Source organism: Trinickia symbiotica, from assembly GCF_002934455.1.
GTDB lineage: Bacteria > Pseudomonadota > Gammaproteobacteria > Burkholderiales > Burkholderiaceae > Trinickia > Trinickia symbiotica.
This window is the reverse complement of record NZ_PTIR01000001.1, coordinates 335,214-359,766: the sequence shown is the minus strand read 5'-3', so window position 1 is coordinate 359,766 and position 24,553 is coordinate 335,214. Positions and strand designations below refer to the sequence as shown.

Below are 24,553 nucleotides of genomic sequence, written 5' to 3'. Positions count from 1 at the left end.
GCCGGCCCGAGACCTCACGCATTGGGCGGCGGGGCTTCGAGCGCATCGGCCGCGCGCATTGGTTGCGCCACGACGCGATTGCGGCCGGCCAGTTTTGCCTCATAGAGCATGCCGTCCGCCTGCTTCAGCAGTTGCGCGACGTCGGCGCCGTCCTTCGGCTGGGCAAAGGCAATGCCGAAGCTTGCGGTCATGCGGAAGCTCGTGCCGGAATCGGTCGGGAGCGCGATGCGGGCGATGTCCTCGCGCAAGCGCTCGGCGGCATCCCGTGCGTCGCTACAGGTGCGCACGCGAGTGATGACGGCGAACTCTTCGCCGCCGATGCGCGCGACGATTTCCGAGCGACCGAAATGCCGGCGGCTCGCGCGCGCCACGAGACGCAGCGCTTCGTCGCCCACCGCGTGGCCGTGGGTGTCGTTGATCCGCTTGAAGTGGTCGATGTCGAACATGATGAGCGCGATCCACGTTGCATCGGTCCGCGGTTCGCCGCAAAGCGCTCGCGCCTGCTTTTCGAAAGCGCGACGGTTGAGGAGGCGCGTGAGCGAATCGGTCTCGGCCATGAGCGCGAGTTCCTGCATCAGGCGGACCCGTTCCGCTTCGAGCCGCGAGCGCTCGACGCTCGTGACCTTCAGCACCTGGATGGCGTCGAACATTTCCCGGACTTCGCCGTGCACGGACGGCACCACGACCTCCTTCGTGAGATCGCCGCTGGCGATCGCGCGAATGGCCGTCGTGGCTTGGGCGAACGGACTGACTACCTCGCGGCGCAACTTGCGCACGATCCAGCCGAGCACGGCAAGCAGCGCGAATTCGCCGGTGCCCGTCGCGGCGAAGGCCCACAGGCTCAACGCGCGGTTGCGTCGCAATTCTTCCTGCGCAGCATCGAGGACTGCATCGCGAAACGCAACGATCGAGCTCATGTCCGGGACGTAGTGCTCCGCGAACGCGGCGGTCGTGATGTCCGCGCCGCCAGGCCGGCTCGCCAGCGCTTCGATCGTTCGGAAGTAGGTCACGCCCTCGCCGAAATACCGGATATGCATCGTATTGAAGGCTTGCGTCGCGAGATCGGGGTGGTCCGCCATGCGCAAATCCAGCATGGTCTGCAATTGGTCGATCCGCCCGCGCGTGTGCTCGATCGTGAGCTTCTCGTCGAGCGTCAAAGGCCGACGCATGGCCAGCGCGCCCGTCAGATGCGAGCCGAGACGTCCTGCCTGCTCCCGCAGCTCGGCCGTGAGCCTTGCCATGACCAGACAATTGAGCGCGCCCGGGTCGCCGCGAGCGACAGTCGTCGATTCCGACAGCAGCAAAGGCGCGATGCCGTCGACGACGGCGAACATCTGCCGCACGGCAGCTTGCACGGCGTCGTCCCGGCGCAGCGCGCGGGGCTGGCGGGCGAGACGGTCGACGTTGGCGCGCGCCTGTGCGAGCTGCGCTTTCCATTTCGTCACCATCGTCAGCGCGGCGGCGCACTGACGGCATTCGATGGGCTCGAGCGTGGCGGTCAACTCGGCGATCGACTCGTCGCTGGCGAGGCGTGCACGCGAAAGGGCGACCGCCTGGGGGGCGGGTGTGGGCGCATCCTCTCCGAGCACGGCGTTCATCGGGCCCCGCTCGGCCGACACTTTTTCCATGACGACGAACGTCGCGCGCAGCGATATGAAACTGTTTTCGGATCTGTCCGCCACGACGAATGCCGACCATGCGTGCGCAAGCAGCCAATAGCAAAGCGCGAGGATCGGCACGAGCGCCAGTGCGATCACGACGTTGAAGCGGCGCCCCATCGGCATCCGCGCCAGCAAGGTATTTAGCATGATGAATCCGGCATGGGCGGCCCGGGGGAAGCGCGAGAGGGTATTGCGCGAATCCACCGCGGCGCGCGCCTCATGCCGTCGGCTGTTGTCGCGTTCTCGCGCTCGGGGCCGCTTCTGCCGTTCTTATCGGCCATTGGCGCCGGATCTTTAGGACAACCAAGCTTTTTCCATTCTGGATTAGGGAATTCCTTACAGCCGAACGGAGCGCGTTATGGCATTTTCCTATCCGCATCGCGGACGTTTCTTGCGATGCATCGTCCCGCGGCCCCGCTCGCGGCCATGGAGTTCACGCAGGGACGTGTTTTCCGCCGGCTCTACCGGCCGCCCGATTTTGAATTGCCTCATGCACATCACCCGAGTCGTCCGTCATCGTTGCGCCGCCGGCGCTCGAGCGAGCGGGGCATGCCGCTGGCATGCCTGGCTCGCGCTGATCGTTTCACTGCTGGTGATGGCGTCGCCACCCGCGTTCGCGGAGCACTTCAAGATCGTCTACCCGCGCGCTTCGAACCGCGTGGACGGGAGAGCCGAGTTCGTCAAGGCCCTCATTCAGCTCGCGATGAGCGAGACGCATTCGGATTGCACGATCGAACCCTCGCGCGATGTCATGGAGCGGTCCCGCGCGCTGCGAGAGCTCGCCGAGGGCAAGACCGTCAATCTCCATTGGGCGAGCATGTCGGCGCGCGACGAGGCGAACTTGCGACCGATCCGAATTCCGTTGTATCGCGGCCTGATCGGATTGCGCGTCTTCATCATACGAAAGGACCGTCAGCCCGAATTCGATCGTATCGACGATCTGGATCAGCTCAAGACGTTGACGGCAGGACAGGGCTTCAGCTGGGTGGATGTCGGCATTCTCAAAAACGCGGGCCTCAAGGTCGAGACGTCGACCTACGACTTGCTCTTCAACATGACGGAAGCGGGACGGGTCGACTATTTCCCTCGCGGGCTCGTCGAGGCCGATGCCGAGGTGGCCGACCGGCGCGCAGCCGACCCGGACCTCGTCGTCGAAGACCATCTGCTCCTCGCTTACCGCTCCGACTTCATCTTCTATACGAACAAACAGAACGAGCGCCTTGCCGAGACGCTCGAAAAAGGGCTCGCGGCCGCGTACGAGGACGGCTCGTACATGCGGCTCTTCAACAGCGACCCCTATGTCCAAAACGCGCTTGCTGTGACGGAGCCCGCGCGGCGCAAAATCATCTGGCTCCCAAATCCGTATCTCTCCGCCGCCGATCGGCAAATCCCCGACAAGTACTGGATGTCGCTCAGCGAATGAGTGCGCGGGGAACGCGGGGTAAGGATTTTCTGACGCGATATTCATCGTTTTGCGCGGCCGTTTGACGGATTTTCCTGACCATTGGCGCGAAAGCGGTGCCGTGAACACGTGCAAAATACGGGCGATGCATACCGGTTTCTCCGCGAACGGAATGATGAACTTCAACGCGCTAGCCGCTGCCCGCAGACCGTTTGCACGCCTGCGCGGCAGTGTCGTCGTGCGGCTCCTCGCGATCGTCTTCGTGTTCAGTTGCGCGGTGACGGTGCTGCTGACTGCCGTGCAACTCGATCGCGACTATCGCAAGGGCGCGGCGCTCGTCGAAGAGCGGCTCTCGGACATCGGACGCAGCTATGGTGCGAGCCTGGCCGAGGCGCTCTGGCGGCTCGATCGCGCGCAACTCCAGCTCGAGGTCGACGGCATCGCACGTCTTGCCGATATTCGCGCCGTCGAGGTACGCGAGATCGGTCCGTCGCCCATGGTGATCGCGAGCGGCACGCGCGGCGGCGCGGCCGTCTTCTCGCGCGACTACCCTATCGTGCGGCGCGTGCAGGGCGGCACCGATCGCGTGATCGGCACACTCCACGTCGAAGCGACGCTCGACGATCTCTACCGGTCTCTGATGCGAACAGCCGTGCTGATTCTCGTCAACCAAGCCGCGAATACATTCCTCGTGGCGCTCCTCATCACCTTCCTGCTCGATCGAATCGTCATGCGGCATCTGACGGCGCTCGCGCGCACGGTCGATCGCTACGACTATCGTTATGCGCCGAGCCCGCTCGTGCTCGATCGCAGGCGTCCGCCCGTGCCAGATGAGCTGGAACGTGTGGTGACGGCGTTCAACGCGATGGGCGCGCGTCTTCATCGTGCTTATCTGGACGAGCGCGATGCGGCGACGGAGCGCGAGGCGCGTCGCACGGCCGAGGCGGCAAACAGCGCGAAGGGCGCCTTCATTGCGAACATGAGCCATGAGTTGCGTACGCCGCTCAACGGAATTCTCGGCTACGCGCAAAATCTCAAGCGCGACAGCACGCTTTCCGATTCGCAGCGCGAGTCGGTGTCCGTGATCCTGCGTTGCGGCGAGCATCTGCTCGGGCTGATCCATGACGTGCTCGATTTCGCCACGATTGAAGCGGGCAAGCTTCGCGTGGACATCGGCGAGGTCGAGCCCGCCGCCGTCGTCGCATCGATTCACGGCGCGATCGCCATGAAGGCTGCCGACAAAGGGCTCGCATTCGTGTGCGAGATCGCGCCCGACGTTCCCCGCTGCGTGAGGGCCGACGAACGGCGCTTGAGGCAGGTGCTGCTCAACTTGCTGACCAATGCCGTCAAGTTCACCGCGCGCGGCGTCGTGGGCCTCTATGTGACATGCACGCCCTCGGGCAGCGTGCGCTTCGCGGTCCGGGATACGGGCATCGGCATCCATCCCGATCAGGTCGAGACGATCTTCCATCCGTTCGAGCAAGTGGCCAGCACCGGCGGCCGCGATGCCGGCATCGGTCTCGGACTCGCGATCAGCCGCCAGTTCGTGCGTGCGATGGGCGCGGACATCGAAGTCGAAAGCAGCATAGGCGAAGGCAGCGTCTTCCGCTTCGATCTTCCGGCCGCGGTGAAAGCGGGCCGCGGGCAGCCGCGCGATGGGGCGCCGCTCGAGCGTTCCCGCTTGCCGCTCGAGCGGTTGCCCACGCCCGCCGTCGAGCGAATGAATGAGCTTCATTGCCTCGCGCGGATGGGCGACATGCGCGGCGTGCGTCGCTGGGCCGAAGCGATTGCCGCCGCCGACGCACGCCACGCCTCGTTTTCGGCGGCCCTCGACGCATTGGCGCAGGCCTATCAGTCGAAACAGCTGCTGGCCTTCGTCGAGCGGCACCTCGATACAGGGAGCGAGCCATGACGGCCATCGCAATGACGGCGCAGTCTCCCCCGGCTTCGCTGCTGATCGTCGACGATGCGCCCGCGAACCTCGGCGTCGTCGTGGACAATCTGACGGACCGCGGGTTTCGCGTCCTGATCGCGCTCGACGGCGAGGAGGCGGTCGAGCGCGCCCGCTTCTCGCTGCCGGACCTCATATTGCTCGACGTCAAAATGCCAGGCATGAGCGGATTCGAGACATGCCGCAAATTGAAGGCCGATTGGCGCACGCGCGACATTCCCGTGATCTTCATGACGGCGGCCGACGACATCGACCATATGGTCGAAGGCTTCGATGCGGGCGGTGTCGATTATGTGACCAAGCCCGTGCGGATCGATGAAATGATGGCACGCATCAACGTTCATCTGGAGATGCGCGCGATGCACAGGACGCTCGTCGAGAAAAACCGGCGCCTGGAGAACGAAGTGGCCGTGCGAGAGTGTGCCGAGCGCGAACTCTCGCGAATTCGGGACGAGCTCGAGGCACGCGTCGCCAAGCGGACCCAGGAGCTCGCGCGGGCCAACGTGGACCTGCGCGCGCAGCAGCGCGAGCTGCTCGACTCGCGCGAGCAATTGCGCGAGCTCGGCGCGCATATGGAGGCCGTTCGCGAAGAAGAGCGCAAGCGCATCGCGCTCGAGGTCCACGACGAGCTGGGGCAACTGCTGACCGCCCTCAAGATGGACGTGTCGCTGCTGAAGATGCAGCTGACCGATTCCGAGCTGCTCAGGAGGGTCGCGGAGATGCGCGAGCTCGTCGAGAAGACGATTCTGATGGTCCGCAATGTGGCCAACCATCTTCGGCCCGCCGCGCTCAACTTCGGCCTTGCATCGGCGCTCGAATGGCTGGCCGAGGACTTCGGCAAGCGGACGGGTATACCATGCCAGTTCCTCATGAACGCATCGGAGCCGGTGCTCTGCGACGCGCATGCCACGGCGGTTTTTCGCGTCGTGCAGGAATCGCTCACGAACGTCGCGCGCCATGCGCATGCGACGCGTGTGCATGTGACCGTTACGCGAAACGACGCGGGTTTCGAGCTCCATGTGAGCGACAACGGCCGCGGCTTCGATCCCGCGGTCGCCGCCAGCAAGCACGATTCATACGGCTTGCTCGGCATGCGCGAGCGCGCCAGGCTGATCGGCGCCTCGTTACAGATCGACAGCGCTCCGAAGTCGGGCACCGTCGTCTCGATCAGCGTTCCCTTCAACACCCATAGCGGAAAGCAACATGATCAGAATCTTGATCGCCGATGATCACGCCGTCGTGCGTAGCGGACTGAAGCAGATCGTCGCGACGGCGGCGGACACCATCGTCGTAGATGAAGCGGCGAGCGGCGCCGACGTGCTGGCGAAGCTGCGCGCGAACGCGGTCGATCTGCTGACATTGGATATGACAATGCCCGGCATCAGCGGCGTCGACCTGATCCGGCGCGTGCATGCCGAGTATCCGGCGATGCCGATCCTGATTCTCAGCATCCATAACGAAGCGCAGGTCGTTTCGCGCGCGCTGCGCGCGGGCGCCTCGGGCTACGTGACGAAAGACAGCGATCCTGAGATTCTGCTGGCGGCGATCCACAAGCTTGCCGCGGGCGGGCGGTTCATCGATCCGCAGCTCGTCGACGCGATCGTATTCGAGCGACACTCGGGCGACACACCGCCGCATGGAATTCTGTCCGATCGCGAATTCGAAGTTCTGCGCCTCTTGGCGGCGGGAAAAAGCATCAACGAGATCGCCGACGCGTTCGCGCTGAGCGCAAAGACGATCAGCACGCACAAGCGCAGGCTGATGCAGAAGTTAGGGCTCAGCAACAGTGCGGAGCTGATTCGCTATTCGATTCGGCATGGGCTCGTCGCCGAGTAGCGTGAGGTCGAAGCAGGGCAGGGCGGCCGGCCGTAGCCGAGCGCCCGCCTCGTGGAACACATCGGCTTTCGCTCAGGGCACTAGTGCAGTTGGCCGAAGATGACGTCGGCACCTTCACCGGGCGTGAGTCCAACCTGGAAATAGCCTTCGAGTCGCTCGGCCGTCGCATTGTCGAGCTCGTATTCCGGCTCGACGTAGCCCTCGCTGACGGCGAAATGGTACCAAGTCATGATCCATTGGCGCAGAGCGGTCTCTTCGGGCAGCAGTTCCCAAACTTCGTGATCGACGGCGCAGGTGTTCATGTCGACGCTCCGGTAGGTTAAGGGACGATGATCGTTCGGCATCGCAGCCGCGAGGCGCGGCGGCCGCGCCGGCCCGCCACTCGTTTGCCTCGAGATTCATCCTACGCGGGTCACCTGGGTTCTTCGATAGGAAGACGCGGATTGTCGAGTAGGGATAGGTTGCGTCGTTTGTAAGGATTTTCTGGCACGGTGTCGGCGCTCGAGTGGCGGCGCGCTCGGCTCGCCGCCCGCGCCGTGCCGGCGCGCGTCCCTCCACGCAGCATCGCAATCGCTTCGACCCAGGCTACGGAATCAACCAGAGAGCGGCGCCGTAAATCAACAGCGAAACGACGAACGTGATCGCCGTATAGCCCATCACGCGCTGAATCTTGATGCCCGCGATCGCGACGACCGGCACGGCCCAGAACGGTTGCAGCATGTTCGAGACGTTTTCCGCCATCGCCACGCCCATCGCCGTATGCGGCAGCGAGGCGTTCAGGCTCAGCGCGGCGGGCAGGACGAACGGACCCTGTACGGCCCAGTGCCCACCCGCGCTCGGAATCAGAAGCGTGATGATGAGCGAGCTCAGGTAGCTCCAAAGCGGCAAAGACGCAGGCGTCGCGATCGTGACGAACGTTCGAGCGATCGTCGACGCAAGCCCGGTGCCGATCATGATGCCCATGATCCCGCCGTAGATCGGGTACTGCAGCAGCATCGAACCGGTCTGCCGCGCGGCGCGCCGAATCGCATCCGCATAGGCGATCGGGGAGCGCTGCAGCGCGAGCCCCGCGAGCAGAAAGAGCAGGATCGTCGTGTTGATGTCGAGTTCGAAGCCTTTCTTGTACCACGTCGTTCCGAGGTAACCGCAACCGAGCGCGAGCAGCAGCAGCGTACCGAGCACCGAGCGCTCGGCGCGCGCCGCGAACGATGTCGCGGGAGCCGTGCGGCCGTGCGCGTCGTGTTCGGTCGCGGCGGCCGGTTCATCGGCGGTGAACGCGACGACGTCCTCCGCCTTCGGATGCATCCGTACGAAGATAAACGCCATCACAACCACGACGAGCACCGTCGGCACGTAGACGAACGGCGCGAACACCGTTTCGCTTAAGCCGATCACATGGCCCGTCGCCTTTTCCACGAGGTTGAGCGCGTTGCCGTGCGAGGCCTGCGAGAGCGCGATCGAACTCGAGAGCCCGCTGTTGCAGACGGACCAGGCCGAATAGCTGCCCGCGACGAGCCAGGCGAAGTCGACTTTCACGCGCCGCGCGATCTCGCGCGCGAGCAAAGCCCCGACCACGAGGCCGAGACCCCAGTTGAGCCAGGCCGCGAACCCGACGACGGGAAACACGAGCAAGGCAGCGCGGGCCGGTGTGCGCACGGCCGAGGCGAGCGCGCGCAATCCGCGCTGGACGGCGGGCGCATCGGCGATCGCATAGCCGGTGGCCAGGATCAGAATCATCTGCAGCGCGAAGCCGAGGATCTTGAACGTTCCCTCATACCAGGAATCGAGGATCGTTTCGATCGAGTGCTTCGGTGCGAGACCCAGGGCGAGAAGAATAACGACGAACGTCAGCCCGAGCGAAAGGACGAACGGGTCGGGCATCAGCCGCTCGAATGCATAGACGAGCCCGGCCACGATGCCGCGCCGCGGTGCCGCCGATTGCGCCACGTCCGCCTTGAAAGAAGTCTGCTTCATGTCTCCGTTTCCATTGCATGGCCGCTCGTCGAGTGTCCGCGAGCGCACCGCCGTTGCCGGAACACGTTCGAGGGTCGACGAGCGGGGCGGGAGCACGCTGTTCGGTTACCGAACAATCATCCGGTTTTCGGCCATCCAATGTAGGCGGCGGACGGGGGGCGAGTCAATCAGGAGTCCTGAAATTGCGTGCGGTGACCGGACATGGCCGCTCGGTCGTCGATCGACGATCCATACGGCGAACGCACAAGAACGCTATGAACACCCGTTTTTTTTAATAAAGGCGCCATGCTCGAAATCGTCGAACGCAACCTCGAGTCTCTCGAAGACGGACCGACCAATCTCGATAAGGCCTGCCGGCCGATCAGCTCGCCAGCTTCCTGAAGGTCTCGAGCACGGCCTCGCCTTTGAACGGCTTCACGATCCAGCCTTTTACGCCGGCCGCCTTGCCACGATCCTTCATGGCCGGGCTGCTTTCCGTCGTCAGCATGATGACGTTGACCGCGGTATTGCCGAGCTCGCCGCGGATCTTCTCGACCATCGTGAGGCCATCCATGTTCGGCATGTTGACGTCGCTGACGACGAGCTTGATGCCGGGATTCGTCCTGAGCTTCGTGAGGCCGTCCTTGCCGTCCACGGCAGTGTCCACCTCGAGTCCGTTCTTGCGCAGGAAGCCCGCCACTTCGTCGCGGACGGTGCTCGAATCGTCTACGACCAATATCTTCGTCATGTTTTTCCCTTCCTTTCCCAATAGTGCGTTTCGATCGTCAGAAAAGCTCGAGTTCGCCGCTCGTCTGCAGTTCGCTCGACGATGTATCGGCGACAAAATCGATCGTGTCGTGCGCTGAGACGCAAAGCGTCGCCGCGAGCCGCACGCTGCCCTCGATCACGATGTCGTAGAGCGTCTCGAATGCAGGCTGAAGTTGGTCGAGATGCCCGATGCAGGCGCTTGCGAGCACATAGGGCGTCGACATTCCCATGTCCGGAAAGTGCTCGACGAGCGCCTGATTGATCGCCCCGCAGCAGAGATTGGCCACTTCCATGAACGCGTCGGCCAGCGGCCGCTCGTCGTCGCCCTTCACGAAGTATCGGCGCGTCGCCTCGTCGTCGCTGAAATGCAGGCCGAGCAGCAGGCGAAACGCGATCGACGAGATCGTCAGCACGACGACTTTCTCGTTCTTGCCGATCTTGTGTGTGCCCGGCTCGGCTCGCTCGAGCTCGCAGAGATGGCTCTCGTCGGCGACGAGACGCGAGCGCACGGCGCGCTCGAAGATGCGCTCGAAGCTGTCCTTCGCTTGACTGCTGATCACGTCGATGCCTGCAGGATCTTCGATTCGAGTTGGCTCGCGAGCGCATCGACGCTGCCGAGCGATGCGGTGATCATCTTTCCGCCGGCCTGAATGTCTTGAAACGTGGCCGTCGTGATGAGATCGTTGCGATTCAGGCTGTTCTGATAGCTCTTCGAGAGCTCTTGGGAGCGGGTCGCGAGCGTACGGACTTCGCTTGCGACGATCGAGAACCCGCGCCCGGCCGTGCCGGCCCGCGCGGCCTCGATCGATGCGTTCAACGACACGATCAGCACATGCGCGACAATCGCGGAGAGCTCCTGATTCTTTTTGTGCATGTCGTGGTTTTGCGTCATCAGCGAGATCATCTGCTCGTGCCAGCGCTCGAACGTACCCGAGAGGCCGCGCAGGCGCGCGGCCTCGCCGGCGAGCCGGCGCGCGTCGTCGAGCCAGGCGGCCTTTTGCGCCTCGGCGTTCGCGAGCGCGGTGCCGAGCTCGCTCGCGTTCCCGATCGCCCTGGCGAGCTCGCCTTCGAGCTCGGCAATGCGCGAGCCCGCCTCTTGCAGTTGCCCCTCGTATTGCTCGATTCGTTGGCGCTCACGCGTCTCGGCGGCGCTAAGGGCGGTCTCGCGCTGCGCTTCGACCTCGGCATGAAGCCGGGCGGCCGAGCGTTTGATCGCCCGGGCATGCCAGCCCAGGGCCCCGATCAGCGCGACGATGCCGCCAATCAATGCTGCTGCGATATGACTTGCGTTCACTGCTCGTTCCTTGCTCCGTTCATTCGGCTAGCGCGTCGAAGCGAAACTGCCCGGGGCGTGTGGAATCGCGATCGAGGCTGTCGACGGCGAAGCGCTCGGGCAGCGAGACGATCGTCTGGAAGTGGCGATAGGGCGCACCCTTGCGATCGTCGGTGAAGCGCAGCTCGATCGACCCGTGTTCGCGCTTCACGAAGCTGCGCACCGCATCCATGCCGACGCCGCGTCCCGACACCTCGGTCACTTGACCCGCGGTCGAAAAGCCGGGCCGGAAGATGAGCTCGGCGATTGCCTCGTCGGTCAGCGCCGCATCGGCCGCGATCAAGCCCTTCTCGGCGGCGAGACGCCTGATGCGATCGAGCGCGAGGCCGCGGCCGTCGTCGCTGAGCGTGATCTGGAGCGCGCCGTTGTCGATGCCGACTTCGATGTCGATCACGCCCGCCGCGGGCTTGCCTTGTTTCTCCCGCTCGCTTGCGGGCTCGATGCCGTGATCGAGCGAGTTGCGCAGCAAGTGGGTGAACACATCCTTGAGCAACCCGGCAACTTGATTGCGCATGCGATAGCCGTTGTCGTCGATCCGCACCTCGGGCGTCTCTTTGCCGAGCTCCTTCGCGAGCGAGGGCAGCGACTCGAGCGGACCCGAGAGCGCGTGGCCGATCGTTTCCGTGCCGAAGAGACGCAACGACTGGCGCAGCGAATCGCGCATCGTCAGCAACTCTCGGACATTGGCCGGGTCGGCCTGATCGATGAGGCGCAGGCTGTCATGGATGTGCGCCTCGTCGACGACGACATAGCGGTCACGCTTGTGGTTCGCACCAGGCCCCTTGCGGCCGAGGCTCACTTCGCTGATTCGCGCATAGTGTTCGATCGCTTCGCGCACGCGCGCGAGGTCTTGCATCAGGGCCTGCTGATCCCAACCGTCGGCCACTTCGGAGCGGCGCAATTCTTCATAGGCCTGTTCGGCTTCGTGCACGATGTTGGTCAGATGCTGAAGACTGTAGGTGCGAGCGTTGCCCTTGATCGTATGCATATTGCGGAACAGCTCGGCGATTGCGGAGCCGTTCGGCTCCTCGTGCTGGCGGATGATCCGCTCGTTTTCGCTGATGAAGCGCGTGGAGCTTTCGACGAAGTGATGGAACTTGTCCTGGCTGACCGCAAGAATCTCGCCGATGATCTCGAGCCGCCGCTTTTGCTCGCTCGCTTGCGCGGCGAGCTTGCGCAGCTCGGTGACGTCGCGCACGCAGAGCATGAGGCGCACGATCGTATCGGTCTCGTCGGTAATCGCCGACCAACTCAGGTCGAGAATCTTTTCGCGCCCGTCCGGCATTCGCTTCGTGATCTCGTTCACGAGCAGGTGCTGATTGAACTCGAAGTTGATGCTGTCTTCGCCGAGACATGCGTGGATCGCCGCATCGATCTGCGAAAGCGCGTCCGCGCCGAGTTCCGTCTCGTCGAAGACGAGATCCATCAGCGGTCGGCCCGCGATCTCGTTGGTCTCGAATATCGTTTCGAGGTAGACCGAGTATTCGGCATGAACGACCGCGCCCGCCACCGCCGTCAGGATGCCCTGCGGCATGTTCTGCAGCATTGCCTGGATGTCGGCCGTCTTTTGCTTGAGTTGCGCCGAGCTCAACTGGATCTTTTCGATCATCTCGTTGAAGGCGACGATCGAGCGGCCGATTTCGTCCATGCGGCCCACGGGCACGCGCCGCGTGAAGTCCTGGCTCGATGCGATTTCGCTCATCTCTTGCTGCATGCGGCTCAACGGACGCGTGATTTGACGGTAGAGCAGCAAGCCGATAGCGGTCAGCATGATCACCGCGCCCGCGGTTACGCCGGCGATGGCCGTCGTCGTCGTGGCCAGCATGCCGTTGAGTGCATCGATGGCATCGTCCTTCTGGCGATTCTTCTCGATGCGCAGCGTCTCGACGATGCCTTCGAGCTCATCGCGGTACTGGGCGACGTTCGCGAAGAGATACGCTTGCGCGAGTGCGTCCTTGCCATCGGCTTTCATCTTCGCCGTGTCGGCGATCGCGGCGAAGTAGTTGTCGAGGCTCTCGCGCGCCTGCGTCACCAGCCCCTGCTGAGCGTGGCTCGCCGCGGCCTTCGCCTGCAAATCCAGCCCTTGGCGAAGCTGGGCCTCCTTCGCTTTCAACTGGTCCTGAGCTTGAGCGACCATGTTCGCATCGGGCGCGTAGACGAGCGTCATCGTGGCGATCTGGACATCCTTCACCGCGGAAACGAGGTCGGCGGAGGCGAGCGCGCTGGGTACGACGCCCTGGGTCACCTGTTTGACGTTGACCGCGCTCGTGCGCGTCTGATACACGGCGTAGATGCCGATCGCCGACAAGGCGACGAACATCAAGACGACCAGCAAGGTAATACGATGCCGGATGCTCATGTGCATGATCCCCGATGCAAAACTGCAATTCATTGTGACTTCATGTCATGTCAGTGCGCGCCGCCCGCTTGTTCTTGGGAGCGGTTCGCGGCGCGCCGGCGATTATGCCGGGGCGAATGTGACCCGGCGATGACGGGCGGCCCTTGGAGTTAACGGTCTGTCAACGCAAGCTGGCTTGGCCGATGTTGGCCCATCGGCGCCACACGAGTCGTTGCTGGGATGTTTGGCATACACATTGCGTGACCGTGATCGCCCTACGGACATTTCGAGGAGAGCCATCATGCCCGAGCGGAAAACAGTCGCACGTGCCCAAGCCGACAAGCGTGCGGGCAAGGCGCCGACCACGCAGGCCGGCGAGTTCGTGAAAGAGGAAGTCGATCATGTGCGTGCCGGCAAGCACGGCGTGAGATCGGCCAAGCAAGCCGTGGCGATCGGCCTTTCGAAAGCGCGGCGCGCGGGCGTGCCGCTGAAGCCGCCGAAGAAGGGAGCGACGAGCGAGGCGACGCGCAAGAAGGCGGAGAAGGACACCGCCGCGGGACAGCACGGCACGCCGAAGCATTCGCCGAGCAAAGAGACAAAGGCCAAACGTGCGCGCACGTCGGAAGGCGTGCTCAAGCGCGAGAGCCGCGCCGGTGCGTCGAGCGAAGCGATGTCGAAGCAGGCGAAGTCGGCCGCGGCCAAGCGGCCGGCGGCGAGCCGTTCGGCGGCGGCCAAGAAGGCCGCCCATACGAAGGGCGCTTCGACTCGTTCGACCGCCGCGAAGAAGGCCGCCGATACGAAGGGGGCCGCGGCTCGCTCCGCCGCGGCGAAGAAGGCGGCGAAAACACGTGCCGCTCGCGCGCATCACTAACGCCCACATGATCATGTGCGATTGGAGGAGGCGCCAGCGGGCATCGCCCGACTGGCGGACAATAGAGATTCGACGAAAACCGGAGCAGAGATGACCGCGTATTCCCAAACCGCGCCGGCGCGCGCCGAAGTCGACGCGCTGACCGGTGCGACGATCCTCGAGTTCGGTACCGATTGGTGCGGCTACTGCCGTGGCGCGCAGCCGTTGATCACGAAGTCGCTCGCGCGCATTCCGCAAGCGCGCCACCTGAAGATCGAGGACGGTTCCGGCCGGCCGCTCGGCCGCTCGTTCAAGGTGAAGCTGTGGCCGACGCTGATCTTTCTGCGTGACGGCGTCGAAGTGGCGCGCGTCGTGCGCCCGCCTGACGTCGAGTCGGTCGACGCAGGCGTGGCCGCCCTCACGGCCGCTGTTTGACTGACACGGACGTTCCTGCCGCGCAGGCGCCCTTCGAGATTCGCTGAAGCGGCCGCGGCAGCATTCTTCACGCGCAAGCCGCCGCGATAGGCACGCGGCGGCTTATTCGGGCGTCGTCTCCACTTCTCTCGCGGTCCAACTCACGCTCGAGACACCCTTTTCCATGCTGATCCGGCTGGCGATGTGCTCGAGTCTTGCCTGGTCCTTCGGATGGGTGCGGCAGGTCGCCGTGACCTCGAGACGCGGAGGCTCGCCTTCGCAATCGCGGCTCGTGAGACTCTGGAACGACAGCGGTTCGGCATACATCGCATTCGAGAGCACGGCTCGGATGTGCACTTCGTCTTCTTCGCGGCAGACGACGGTCAGTTCGTACTCGCGGATGAGATCGGCGTTGCCGACGGGCGCGGCATTGATCGCGCGGCTGAGCTCGCGCAGCACCGTGTTCGTCCCGAGTACGACGATCGTCCCGGCGATGGCGGCACCGTAGAACCCCGTGCCGGCCAGCACGCCGACGGCGGCGGAACACCAGAGCGTCGCCGCGGTGTTGATCCCCTGGATCGCGCCCTTCTCGCGCATGATGACGCCGCCGCCGAGAAAGCCGACGCCCGAGACGACGTAAGCGGCGATCTGCGTGACGCCGGTGCCCATCAGCGTGCCGAGCGAGACGAAGAGGCACGCGCCGCTCGCGACGAGCGTGATCGTGCGCAGTCCGGCCGTGCGCTGGCGCATTTGTCGCTCGATGCCGATTGCGACGCCGCACGCGAACGCGGCGAGGAGCCGCCAGACGAAGACCTGGGTCATGGGCAGGAAATGGGGAGGGCGCCTCGCGGATCCGTGCGCCAGTGCCAGGCGCGAGGGTGGCGTGATTCTAGTGGGCGCCGCCGCGCCCGGTCAAAAGTGTTGTGCTGCTGCAACGCATAAGGTCAGCGAAGCGGGATAAATCAGGGCGCTGCAAAAAAATGCTGCAATGCACTAGACGAGACCTAGGGAAAACCCTAGAATTCAACTCAGGGAAAACCCGTACTCAATAGGGAGTCGCCATGAGCTTTGTTCTCGCCTTGTTCCACAAGATCAACGATCTTTTCGCGTCGCCGCATCTGCCGCTCGACTCCGACTACTCGTTCCAGGCGCGCTATCGCGAAGCCGAGCGCATTCGCACGGCGCGCGCCACGATGCTCGGCATCCGGCTCGTCGACTGAGCGAGCGAACCGAAGGTCGACAAGCTTGCCGCGCGAAAGAGCGCTGCCTGCGATAAACACCAATCGGGAAATGCAAAGGGACCTCGCGGGCACCTGGCGGTGCCGGAGGTCCCTTCTTTTCATCAGCCCGCCGCGAAGCGGGCTTTTTCTATTTTATTGACCCGTGTATCCGAGGGGTGCCGTCGCGTTCGCCTTAGCAACGGTGGCATTCGTGGACACCACGTAGATCGGCGATTCCGTCAGCTTGAGCGTCGCGACGCCGTTCGAATACGGCACGGTGCTCGCGTTGCCCATGACATCGAGGACGGTCACGTTGCCGCTCGTGCCTGCCGAGTCGACCTGCAGCCCATACGACGTGCTGTAAGTCGAGCTATAGGAACCCGACGACGTCGGCCACTGCGCGTTGTTGTGCGTCCAGAGGGCGGTAATGACCTTGCCGCCGTTGAGCTGTTGGAACGCGTAGCCGTACACCATCGTCGGCAGGCCGTTCAGCCGTCCGAGCGTCTGCGTGCCGTCGACGATTCGCGTCATCGCAGCGAACGCCATCGCTTCGGGCTTCGGGCTCAGGTTCGTCGCACCGTATGCGCCTTGCGCATCGGAGAGGTCGAAGAACGATCCATAGCCGACTTCATCCGGATAATCCGGGCCATAGAAGAAGTACGTCACCTGCGCGCCCTCGCCGAGAATGATCAGGTGGGCGCGTGCCGCGATCGCAGCCTGAGCGTAGAGCTGGTTCGACGACGGCGAGTTCGCACCGTACGAGATACCCGGGTCGTAGCTGATGCCGAGTTCCGTCGACCACAGACGCATGTTCGGCTTGACCGATTGCATTTGCGAGCGCAGCTGCTGCATCTGCTTATCGAGCGCATTGGCCACGTTCGCCGGATTCGGATCCGTGTCGTAGAGCTCCGGCGGATGCGACGGGTACGTGCCGGCGTTGTAGTAGCCGTGCGTCGTGATGCCGTCGATGTACTGACCGAGGCCCAGCGCCGCGAACGTCTGCAGATAGCCGCTCGTGCACTCCGTCTGGCAGTTCGCGACGAGCGGATTCGTCGTGCCCATCACCACCGCATTCGGGTCCGTCGAGTGCAAGCCCGTGTAGACGGCCTTATACATCGCGACGAAGTTCGACTGCGAATCGGTCCACTGCGGCTCCCAGGTCACCTGGTAGTAGTCGTTCTGCTGGGTCGGGAAGTAGGTCTTCCGGACGTTGGCCGTATCCGTGCCGACGCGCGCCATGTAGTTCTGGTAGTAGCTCAGATCGGACGGTGCGTGGGTGTCGTCCTGGAAGCCGCCGGTCGGGCTCGCCCAGGCCGGGATGCCGTCGAGGCGGACAAGGCGCATGATCTTGCCGCTCGTGTACGACGGGTCGACATTCGAGAGCGACGGCGTCCAGGTGTTGGGGCCGTTCGGCTCCATGGCCGAAAGCTCACGATCGTCGATCGTCTGCGAAATGCCGAGCGCCGCGAGCGCCGCCGCGTTGCTGTTGAAGCCCTGCATGCCGAAGCGGTGCTGTTCCTGATGCGCGAACGAGACGGCCGGAATCACGCCCGAAACGTTGGGCAGAACGCCGAACGTCGCAATGCCGGTCGGACGCGTGCCGGCTTGCGGCAGCGTGCCGCCCGCCTTCGAGAGCGATGCCGTCACGGCGAAGTAGCCGCCGACCGTCGATTTGCACGAAAGGGTGTTCGTCTGAGTGCCGCTTGCCACCGCGAACGTGCCGCTGCCCTTGACGTTGCCCACGTGATCCTGGATCGACCAGACGACGTTGTCGGCCGCGGGAGCCGCCGTCACGAAGGACAGGTTGAACGAGCTGCCTTGCGCGAACAGGCGCGTGCCGTCAGCCGTCTTGACGTCGGCGCTGATGAGGCCGTTCGCGGAGCCGCCGGAGGAGGCGGTCGGCGTCGAGCAGCTGATCGTGCCGCTGGCAGAAGAGGTGGACGTCGAGCTGCTCGTCGAGCTCGTCGACGAATTAGCGCTCGTCGACGTCGAGCCGGACGTTGAGGTCGTGCCCGAAGTCGGAGTCGTGCCGGAAGTCGAAGTCGTACCGGAAGTCGAACTCGTACCGGAAGTCGAAGTCGTACCGGACGTTGAGGTGGTCCCCGACGTCGATGTGGTGCCGGAGGTCGTGCCCGTCGTGGACGTCGACGCCTGGATCCAGCAGTACTTCGTCGAGCCGTAGGCCGGGTCGTTGCCGAACGATCCGTTGTTACAGGCAACGCCGTTCGTGAAGATCGCCGACATGTTGTTGGCGGTCGTGCTCGCCCCGTAGAGGACCGTCTTCGTCCCGGAGAACGAGCAGGAGCCGCCTTCTGTCGCGCATTTCGTCCACGCCCCGGACGTGCTCGTCGTGCCCGACGTGCTCGTTCCCGAGGTGCTCGTCGTACCCGACGTGCTCGTGCCGGACGTCGTGCTGGCGTACCAGCAGGACTTCGTGTACCCGTAAGCCGGATCGGTCTGGGAAACGACGCCGTTCGAGCAGCTCACGCCGTTCGTGAACGGGCCGTTGATGTCGTACATCGTTGCAGTGCCGAAGACGACCTTCGCGCTGCCGCTGAATGAGCAGAAACTATTTTCCGATGCACACTGCTTGTAAGTGACGCCGCTGATGGTCAGCGTACTTTGTGCATGCGCACTCGAGGGCCAAAGGCCCGCAAAATTAAATACGACCCCGACAGAAATGAGTATCCATAGCCGTAATCTATACATCGATTCGGCTGGTTTTGGGGGTGAGGAAGGAAAAAAAGAAACAAAAGACCGCACTGTGACCTCGCTTCGTCCGTGTTGAAGGCTGACGAATTAAGCCTGTAGGGCACGTGCGAAAACTTGATCTGGATCAATGAAAAAAATGGGGACGCGCAAAAACAGGCAATAAATATGATGAAAAAAGGAAAAGATGTTGTGATCACCTTCCTTTTTCCGCCAAATCGATTATCGAAGTGCCGATTTTGGAAGGTAAATGGTGCCGGTGAGCAATATTGAATTGCCGCTGTTTTTGCCGTTGACAAACATCGGCAAAGATGCCTGGCTGTCGCGTATAACGCGTGATGTATGACTGCAAGGAATGCGCAGCGAGAGTGCATGAAGCCCTTCATTAGTGCATTGAAAGCACCGAATTCGTGCGCTTTCCGATGGCTTCGGGGTGCGCGCTTGGACCCGAACGGTGCGCGGTAAGCCGGTGCTTAACGCGTGCGCACCGAGATAGTACCTGGATTCCCCTCTTTGGTACGATCCTTGCTGGCTTCGCCCATTTTTTGCGCAAGCTTTTGTCCTATGAATGAGCTGAAATCGGGCACCGACACCTTGTTCCTGCTGCTGGGCGCCGGAATGGTGCTTGCCATGCACGCCGGGTTCGCGTTCCTCGAGCTTGGCACGGTCCGGAAGAAGAACCAGGTCAATGCCCTCGTGAAGATCCTCGTGGACTTCGCCGTTTCCACGATCGCGTACTTTTTCATCGGCTACACGATCGCGTACGGCGTCGAGTTCTTCGGCGATGCGACGACGCTCGCCGAGCACAACGGATACTCGCTCGTGCGGTTCTTTTTTCTGCTGACGTTCGCCGCCGCGATACCGGCCATCGTCTCGGGCGGGATTGCCGAGCGGGCGAAGTTCAATCCGCAGCTTTGCGCGACGTTCTTGCTGGTTGGATTCGTCTATCCGTTTTTTGAAGGCATCGCCTGGAACGACCGGTTCGGATTGCAGACCTGGCTGACCGCTGTGGCGGGGGCGCCGTTTCACGATTTCGCCGGCTCCGTCGTCGTTCATGCGTTCGGAGGCTGGGTGGCGTTGCCGGCCGTCCTGCTGCTCGGCGCGCGACGCGGCCGATATCAACGCGATGGCCGCATTGCGGCTCATCCGCCCTCGAACATCCCGTTTCTCGCGCTGGGGGCCTGGGTGCTTGCCGTAGGCTGGTTCGGGTTCAATGTCATGAGCGCGCAGACCATCGACAAGATCAGCGGACTTGTTGCCGTCAACTCGCTGATGGCGATGGTCGGCGGCACGCTGACCGCCTGGCTCGCGGGACGCAACGATCCGGGCTTCAGCTACAACGGCCCGCTCGCGGGGCTCGTCGCCGTCTGTGCCGGCTCCGATGTCATGCATCCGATCGGTGCGCTCGTGACCGGTGCCATTGCCGGGGGACTCTTCGTCTACATGTTCACCTGCGTGCAGAATCGCTGGCGTATCGACGACGTGCTCGGCGTATGGCCGCTGCACGGTCTATGCGGTGCATGGGGCGGTATTGCCGCCGGCGTTTTCGGATTGAAGGCGCTTGGCGGGGCAGGGGGCGTTTCGTTCTTGGCGCAATGCGTCGGCACGATGGCGGCCATCGTCGTTGCCACGGCGGGCGGTGCGATCGTTTATGGCATTCTGCGGGCAACGGTGGGAATCAGGCTCGACGAGGAAAACGAGTTCGACGGGGCCGACCTGTCGCTTCACAAGATCAGCGCCACGCCGGAGCGTGAGACGGTAGTCTGATCGACGAACCTGCGCGAGGCGGTTGAGAAGCTCATTCCCCCGATCGAAAGGGATAGAAGGAATCAGGCCTTGATTGCGCTATTTACCGATTTCGGTGCCGACGACATCTACGTCGGCCAAATGAAAGTCGCCCTGCTGCGGCATGCGGCAGCCGGCACGCCCATCGTGGATGTGCTGCATGAAGTTCCCAATTTCGATGCGCGGGCGGGCGCGCATCTGCTCGCCGCGTTGCGAGCCTGGTATGCCGACGGCACGGTGTTTCTCTGCGTCATCGATCCGGGCGTCGGCAGCGAGCGGGGCGCGGTCGTCGTGCAGGCGGACAGTCAGTGGTTCGTCGGCCCCGACAACGGATTGCTCTCGGTCGTGGCGGCGCGCGCATCGCGGACTCGGACGTGGCGCGTGACATGGCGTCCGGCCGGACTCTCATCGTCGTTTCATGGTCGCGATCTGTTTGCGCCGATAGCGGCATGGGTCAGCGTTGCCGGCGATGCCGCTCGGCTGCCGCTCGACAAGCTCGAAGCAATGTCTGAGCTCGATGTGCGGTTCGGAGAGGGCGATCTGGCGGAAGTCATCTATGTCGATCACTACGGCAATGTATTGACGGGGTTGCGCGCGAAAGCGCTGTCAACCGACGCGCGGCTGCGGGTCGGATCCACGGATGTCGCGTATGCACGCGTGTTCGCGGAAGTCGCGGCCGGCCAGGCGTTCTGGTACGTGAACTCGATCGGGCTCGTTGAAATCGCGGTCAATCGCGGCAGCGCCGCGGCGTTGCTGGCGGTTCGCGTCGGGGACCTTGTGCGGGCCACCGTCTGACGGGGTGAATACGCGACCCACGCAATCCATCGGCCGTTTGGCTAGCTTGTCTTTGGCGCTCGACACCCGCATACTAGCTAACGATGATTAGCTAACCAGGGGATGCCAATGCTTACCGTCAACATGCACGACGCGAAATCAAAGTTATCGAGTTTAGTGGAGCGGCTCGAGCTTGGGGAGGAGAACGAGGTCGTCATCGCACGCAATGGCACACCGGTTGCCCGGCTGGTGCCCTTTACCGCGCCGCGGCGCATCGGCGCTGCGCGGCACTTGCTCGCCGGGCTTGAAATACCGAGCACGGTCGAAGCATTCAATGCGGGCGACGAGTCGGTCGCCGCGGACTTCGAGGCGAGCGCGCGACGAGGGCTCGCGCCATGAAGGTGCTACTCGATACCCATATCGCGCTGTGGGCTGCGCAAGGCGCTCCGCAGCTATCGTCGGAGGCGATTCGCTTGATTGACGATCCAACAAATTCGCTGCTGGTTAGCGCTGCGGCGATCTGGGAGATCGCGATCAAACATGCGAAGGGCAACCTGCGCGTGCATCCACATGACGCGCGCTCAGCGTTTCGGCTGGCCGGCTTCGCCGAATTGCCCATTGCGGGCGAGCATGCGGAGGCCGTGGCCGCGCTGCCGCTGCACGATGACCATGCGGACCCATTCGATCGCGTCATGATCGCGCAAGCGCTGCACGAAGGAATCGCACTGTTGAGCGCTGACCCGAAAGTGTGGCGCTATCACCCCACCCTGATGATTCGCGCCTAGCTGGGCCGACATCAGTCTGCGCTTTTGGCTTTTTGTCTCGGATGTCTCCATCCGAGAGATCTTGCGCGACGGTCGGAATGGCTCTTTTCACAAAAGCGCATTCACCGCCTTACGAAGTAGTTATTGTCCAAGTCCCGTCGAGCGCGCCGGGCTGAGGCTATCCCGCTTGCCAGCATACGGCGCACCGGACCGCGGCGTTCCTCCCACGGAGTCGACGGTCAACTGCTGTTCTTTCCGGGCCGCGTCTTCAGCGGCCACTTTCGCCTCCGCTGCCTGAATGTCGGCAGGGTAGTAGGGATCGTTGTTGGCTGCGGGATTGTATCCAGCTTGTTCGATGCGCAGAAGATCGGCGCGCACCTGAGCCCGCGTGATCGGCGCCGATGGCGGCTCGGCGAACGCGGCTGAGAAGCTGGCGAGTGCGCCTACCGTCAGCATGCAAATTGCGACTTGCTTCATGATCTGTCTACCTCGCGAGAGGGGATTGGGCTTGCCCGATTCGTCGTGGCAAATTTCTGGTCGAGCTACCGGTCAGGAGCCGAAATAAACGTTGCAAAAACTGACAGGTCCGGCGCAAACCGCAGGGTCCGCGATGGACCTATCGGTCGTGCCGGCATCGCTCTTACCGGGCATCGCACCGCCGGTACCGCTATCGCGCCGTTGACCCTTGAGCTTCGCGACTTGCTGCGCGAATAGCGGGCTGATCTCGGGATAAGAGGTGTCGGTGACGAAGTCGAGACCGTTTCTTTTCGCTTCAACGAGTTCCTGGCGGACTTGCTCGCGGGTTTTCTCTTGCGCCGATGCACTTCCGGCGAGGTTCGATCCGGCGAACATCATCACTGAAACGGAGATGATTGCGCTGCGCTTGATCATTTCGGACTCCTAATTAAATGGCGGACTGATGCGATGTGGAGCGAGCGCCCGGAGGGTTCTCACCTTCAGGATGCTCACGGGAAGCTATACCGAGGAACGCTCGCGGATATTCCAATGGCGCTCTCGCGCGGCTTTGGCGGGAGATGCGCCGCGCAGGCGAATTGACGTTGTAAATCAAGGCGTTGGCGCCTACACTGAAGGAACGTCACATTGTGATCAATTGTCTCCTGGCAAAGCCCAATAATCAGAGGGAGCCTGATCCATGTTCCAGCAAGTTCTCAATCCCACGGGCAACCTTTTCGTTTCCTGGTTGCTCGCCCTTGTGCCCGTCGTCGTTCTCCTCGTCCTGCTTGCCGTCTTTCGGGTTTCCGCCTGGATCTCCGTACTGATCGGTGCGATCGTCACCTTCATCATCGCCGCGGTGGTCTGGACGATGCCGGTGACGACGGGGATCAGGGTTTTCGCGTACGGGTCGTTGACGGGCATCTGGGCCGTCGACTGGATTACGTTCTGGGGCGTCATGCTGTTCAATTCCCTGACGCTGACCGGCGTATTCGACGACTTTCGCCGCTGGCTCACCACGCAGGGCACCGCGGACGTGAGAGTCCAGACGATCATGTTCGCCTGGGCATTCGGCGCGTTGCTCGAAGGGTTGGTCGGCTTCGGCTATCCGTGGGCGTTCGTGGCTCCGATACTGATCGGGCTCGGCATTCCGGACCTCGACGCGATCCGCGTCGCCGCGCTCGCCAATAACGCGCCTGTTTCATACGGCGCGCTCGGCGTGCCGATCATTGCGCTCGGGGCCGTGACGGGCCTTCCAGTGCTCGCCCTTTCTGCCTCGGTCGGGCACATCGTGGCCATCCTCGCGTTGCTTCCGCCGTGGGTCCTGATCTATCTGGTTACCGGCCGAACGGGTCTGCGCGACGGTTGGCCGCTCGCCGTCGTCGGCTCGCTCGCCTATATCGCGGGGCAATATCCGGTCGCGGTATTCCTCGGCCCCTATTTGCCCGATGTGACGGGCTCGGTCGTCTGCTTTGCGGCGCTCTTCGTGCTGCTCAAATTCTGGCGCCCGAAACGGACCCTTGGCTATGGCGGAAAGCCGATCGAAGCGGAGGCCGCCAGGGTCGCCGGCGAGGCGCATGGGCTGACGGGCGGGCAACTGTTCCGTGCGTGGCTGCCTTTCATCGTGCTTATCGTCGTGGTGGTGCTTTGGACCGGGCCGTGGTCTCCGTTGCCAAAGATCGTCTGGGTCAAGCTGTCCGCGGCCGCCGGCTCGTCGATCCACCCCGGTACGCAAATCAGCGCGGTCTTCTCGTTTGCGCCATTCATCGGCGGCACGGCGATCTTCGCGGCTTGGCTGATCACGGCATTGCTGATCGGCATGAAGCCGGCGCAGTACGCTGAAGCGTTCAGCCGGACCTGGCATCAGATGTGGGGCGCTTTGCTCGTCGGCATCTTTATTTTCGGTCTCGCCTACGTCTTCAATTTCTCGGGCATGGCGGCCTCGCTCGCCGAGGGATTTTCGAAGATCGGGATCGCTTATATCGTCGTCGCGCCGATTCTTGGCTGGATCGGTGTCGCGCTGTCCGGCAGCAATACGTCGACCAACGCCATGTTCGGCTTCTTCCAGGTGACGGTCGGCCGCTTGCTCGGCTTTCCGATTCTGCTGCTACCGTCGCTGAACTCCATCGGCGCCGAGGTAGGGAAGCCCGTCGCGCCCCAAACCACGAGCGTCGGCGTATCGACGAGTCGTTTCGTGCGCAACGAAGGCGAGGTGATTCGTCACAACATGGGATGGACGTTCATCCTGTTGGGCTATCTGATCATCATCGGGGTGGGGTTCTATCTGTTGGCGCCAAGGGTCATGACGCTTGCGGCGGCAGGCGGTTAGCGGCGGCCCGAGC

The 24,553-nt window shown here is 63.3% G+C and carries 24 protein-coding genes; 13 read left to right on the top strand and 11 right to left on the bottom strand.

What is annotated here, in order from left to right; translation table 11 throughout:
* Nucleotides 1-14: 14 nt before the first annotated feature.
* Nucleotides 15-1,808, bottom strand: a complete 1,794-nt coding sequence (locus tag B0G57_RS01670; RefSeq protein WP_223258563.1) for a GGDEF domain-containing protein — start codon at nt 1,806-1,808, stop codon at nt 15-17.
* 343 nt (nt 1,809-2,151) lie between these two features.
* Here B0G57_RS01670 and B0G57_RS01665 point away from each other — a divergent pair, with 343 nt between their 5' ends.
* The 4 genes from B0G57_RS01665 (at nt 2,152) to B0G57_RS01650 (ending at nt 6,850) form a co-directional block, all read left to right on the top strand.
* Entirely contained in the window at nt 2,152-3,084 is a 933-nt protein-coding gene (locus tag B0G57_RS01665; protein ID WP_018438835.1) for a type 2 periplasmic-binding domain-containing protein, read from the top strand.
* 154 nt (nt 3,085-3,238) lie between these two features.
* Nucleotides 3,239-4,975 carry a sensor histidine kinase gene (locus B0G57_RS01660; protein ID WP_035468139.1) on the top strand — a complete coding sequence of 579 codons (1,737 nt, stop codon included), beginning with the start codon at nt 3,239-3,241 and terminating at the stop codon, nt 4,973-4,975.
* Entirely contained in the window at nt 4,972-6,243 is a 1,272-nt protein-coding gene (locus B0G57_RS01655; RefSeq protein ID WP_018438833.1) for a response regulator, read from the top strand. The genes B0G57_RS01660 and B0G57_RS01655 overlap by 4 nt, the downstream gene beginning before the upstream one ends.
* On the top strand, nt 6,218-6,850 hold the full coding sequence (locus tag B0G57_RS01650) for a response regulator (RefSeq protein ID WP_018438832.1): 633 nt from the start codon (nt 6,218-6,220) through the stop codon (nt 6,848-6,850). Before B0G57_RS01655 ends, B0G57_RS01650 begins: the two co-directional genes overlap by 26 nt.
* A gap of 80 nt (nt 6,851-6,930) precedes the next feature.
* Here the strand turns inward: B0G57_RS01650 and B0G57_RS01645 are convergent, their stop codons facing one another.
* The 6 genes from B0G57_RS01645 to B0G57_RS01620 all read right to left on the bottom strand — a co-directional run bounded on the left by B0G57_RS01645 (nt 6,931) and on the right by B0G57_RS01620 (nt 13,263).
* Nucleotides 6,931-7,152: a hypothetical protein gene (locus B0G57_RS01645; protein WP_018438831.1), complete on the bottom strand. Its 222-nt coding sequence runs from the start codon at nt 7,150-7,152 to the stop codon at nt 6,931-6,933.
* Nucleotides 7,153-7,435: 283 nt separating this feature from the next.
* Nucleotides 7,436-8,824 (bottom strand): TIGR00366 family protein, encoded by a 1,389-nt coding sequence (locus B0G57_RS01640; protein WP_018438830.1) that lies wholly within the window; start codon nt 8,822-8,824, stop codon nt 7,436-7,438.
* Nucleotides 8,825-9,185: 361 nt separating this feature from the next.
* A complete protein-coding gene (locus B0G57_RS01635; RefSeq protein ID WP_018438828.1) occupies nt 9,186-9,551 on the bottom strand; it encodes a response regulator in 366 nt (121 codons plus the stop codon).
* A gap of 37 nt (nt 9,552-9,588) precedes the next feature.
* Nucleotides 9,589-10,131, bottom strand: coding sequence for a hypothetical protein (locus B0G57_RS01630; protein WP_018438827.1), 543 nt, complete (start codon nt 10,129-10,131; stop codon nt 9,589-9,591).
* A complete protein-coding gene (locus tag B0G57_RS01625; RefSeq protein ID WP_020565985.1) occupies nt 10,128-10,865 on the bottom strand; it encodes a methyl-accepting chemotaxis protein in 738 nt (245 codons plus the stop codon). The genes B0G57_RS01630 and B0G57_RS01625 overlap by 4 nt, the downstream gene beginning before the upstream one ends.
* 19 nt (nt 10,866-10,884) lie before the next feature.
* Entirely contained in the window at nt 10,885-13,263 is a 2,379-nt protein-coding gene (locus tag B0G57_RS01620) for an ATP-binding protein (protein WP_018438825.1), read from the bottom strand.
* Between the two features lie 280 nt (nt 13,264-13,543).
* Between B0G57_RS01620 and B0G57_RS01615 the strand changes: the two genes are divergently transcribed.
* Complete coding sequence (locus B0G57_RS01615) at nt 13,544-14,113, top strand: DUF6496 domain-containing protein (RefSeq protein WP_018438824.1); 570 nt, start codon at nt 13,544-13,546, stop codon at nt 14,111-14,113.
* A gap of 90 nt (nt 14,114-14,203) precedes the next feature.
* The gene (locus B0G57_RS01610; protein ID WP_018438823.1) at nt 14,204-14,527 is read left to right on the top strand and encodes a thioredoxin family protein; all 324 of its coding nucleotides are present in this window, start codon (nt 14,204-14,206) and stop codon (nt 14,525-14,527) included.
* 102 nt (nt 14,528-14,629) lie between these two features.
* Here the strand turns inward: B0G57_RS01610 and B0G57_RS01605 are convergent, their stop codons facing one another.
* Nucleotides 14,630-15,328, bottom strand: a complete 699-nt coding sequence (locus B0G57_RS01605) for an MgtC/SapB family protein (protein WP_018438822.1) — start codon at nt 15,326-15,328, stop codon at nt 14,630-14,632.
* A 239-nt stretch (nt 15,329-15,567) separates the two neighbouring features.
* Between B0G57_RS01605 and B0G57_RS31240 the strand changes: the two genes are divergently transcribed.
* Complete coding sequence (locus tag B0G57_RS31240) at nt 15,568-15,726, top strand: hypothetical protein (protein WP_018438821.1); 159 nt, start codon at nt 15,568-15,570, stop codon at nt 15,724-15,726.
* 153 nt (nt 15,727-15,879) lie between these two features.
* Here the strand turns inward: B0G57_RS31240 and B0G57_RS01600 are convergent, their stop codons facing one another.
* Nucleotides 15,880-17,520: a hypothetical protein gene (locus tag B0G57_RS01600; RefSeq protein WP_018438820.1), complete on the bottom strand. Its 1,641-nt coding sequence runs from the start codon at nt 17,518-17,520 to the stop codon at nt 15,880-15,882.
* A gap of 10 nt (nt 17,521-17,530) precedes the next feature.
* Here B0G57_RS01600 and B0G57_RS31235 point away from each other — a divergent pair, with 10 nt between their 5' ends.
* The 5 genes from B0G57_RS31235 (at nt 17,531) to B0G57_RS01580 (ending at nt 21,779) form a co-directional block, all read left to right on the top strand.
* On the top strand, nt 17,531-17,908 hold the full coding sequence (locus tag B0G57_RS31235) for a hypothetical protein (protein ID WP_189595311.1): 378 nt from the start codon (nt 17,531-17,533) through the stop codon (nt 17,906-17,908).
* Nucleotides 17,909-18,999: 1,091 nt separating this feature from the next.
* On the top strand, nt 19,000-20,202 hold the full coding sequence (locus B0G57_RS01595; protein ID WP_018438816.1) for an ammonium transporter: 1,203 nt from the start codon (nt 19,000-19,002) through the stop codon (nt 20,200-20,202).
* 69 nt (nt 20,203-20,271) lie between these two features.
* Nucleotides 20,272-21,015: an SAM hydrolase/SAM-dependent halogenase family protein gene (locus B0G57_RS01590; RefSeq protein WP_018438815.1), complete on the top strand. Its 744-nt coding sequence runs from the start codon at nt 20,272-20,274 to the stop codon at nt 21,013-21,015.
* Nucleotides 21,016-21,123: 108 nt separating this feature from the next.
* Nucleotides 21,124-21,393: a type II toxin-antitoxin system Phd/YefM family antitoxin gene (locus B0G57_RS01585; protein ID WP_020565984.1), complete on the top strand. Its 270-nt coding sequence runs from the start codon at nt 21,124-21,126 to the stop codon at nt 21,391-21,393.
* A complete protein-coding gene (locus tag B0G57_RS01580) occupies nt 21,390-21,779 on the top strand; it encodes a type II toxin-antitoxin system VapC family toxin (RefSeq protein ID WP_018438813.1) in 390 nt (129 codons plus the stop codon). Before B0G57_RS01585 ends, B0G57_RS01580 begins: the two co-directional genes overlap by 4 nt.
* Nucleotides 21,780-21,899: 120 nt before the next feature.
* Here the strand turns inward: B0G57_RS01580 and B0G57_RS01575 are convergent, their stop codons facing one another.
* Together B0G57_RS01575 and B0G57_RS01570 are read right to left on the bottom strand one after the other, a co-directional pair.
* Nucleotides 21,900-22,235 (bottom strand): DUF4148 domain-containing protein, encoded by a 336-nt coding sequence (locus tag B0G57_RS01575; protein WP_018438812.1) that lies wholly within the window; start codon nt 22,233-22,235, stop codon nt 21,900-21,902.
* 72 nt (nt 22,236-22,307) lie between these two features.
* On the bottom strand, nt 22,308-22,649 hold the full coding sequence (locus B0G57_RS01570) for a DUF4148 domain-containing protein (protein ID WP_018438811.1): 342 nt from the start codon (nt 22,647-22,649) through the stop codon (nt 22,308-22,310).
* A gap of 262 nt (nt 22,650-22,911) precedes the next feature.
* Here B0G57_RS01570 and B0G57_RS01565 point away from each other — a divergent pair, with 262 nt between their 5' ends.
* Complete coding sequence (locus B0G57_RS01565; RefSeq protein WP_018438810.1) at nt 22,912-24,540, top strand: L-lactate permease; 1,629 nt, start codon at nt 22,912-22,914, stop codon at nt 24,538-24,540.
* The last annotated feature ends 13 nt before the right edge of the window (nt 24,541-24,553 follow it).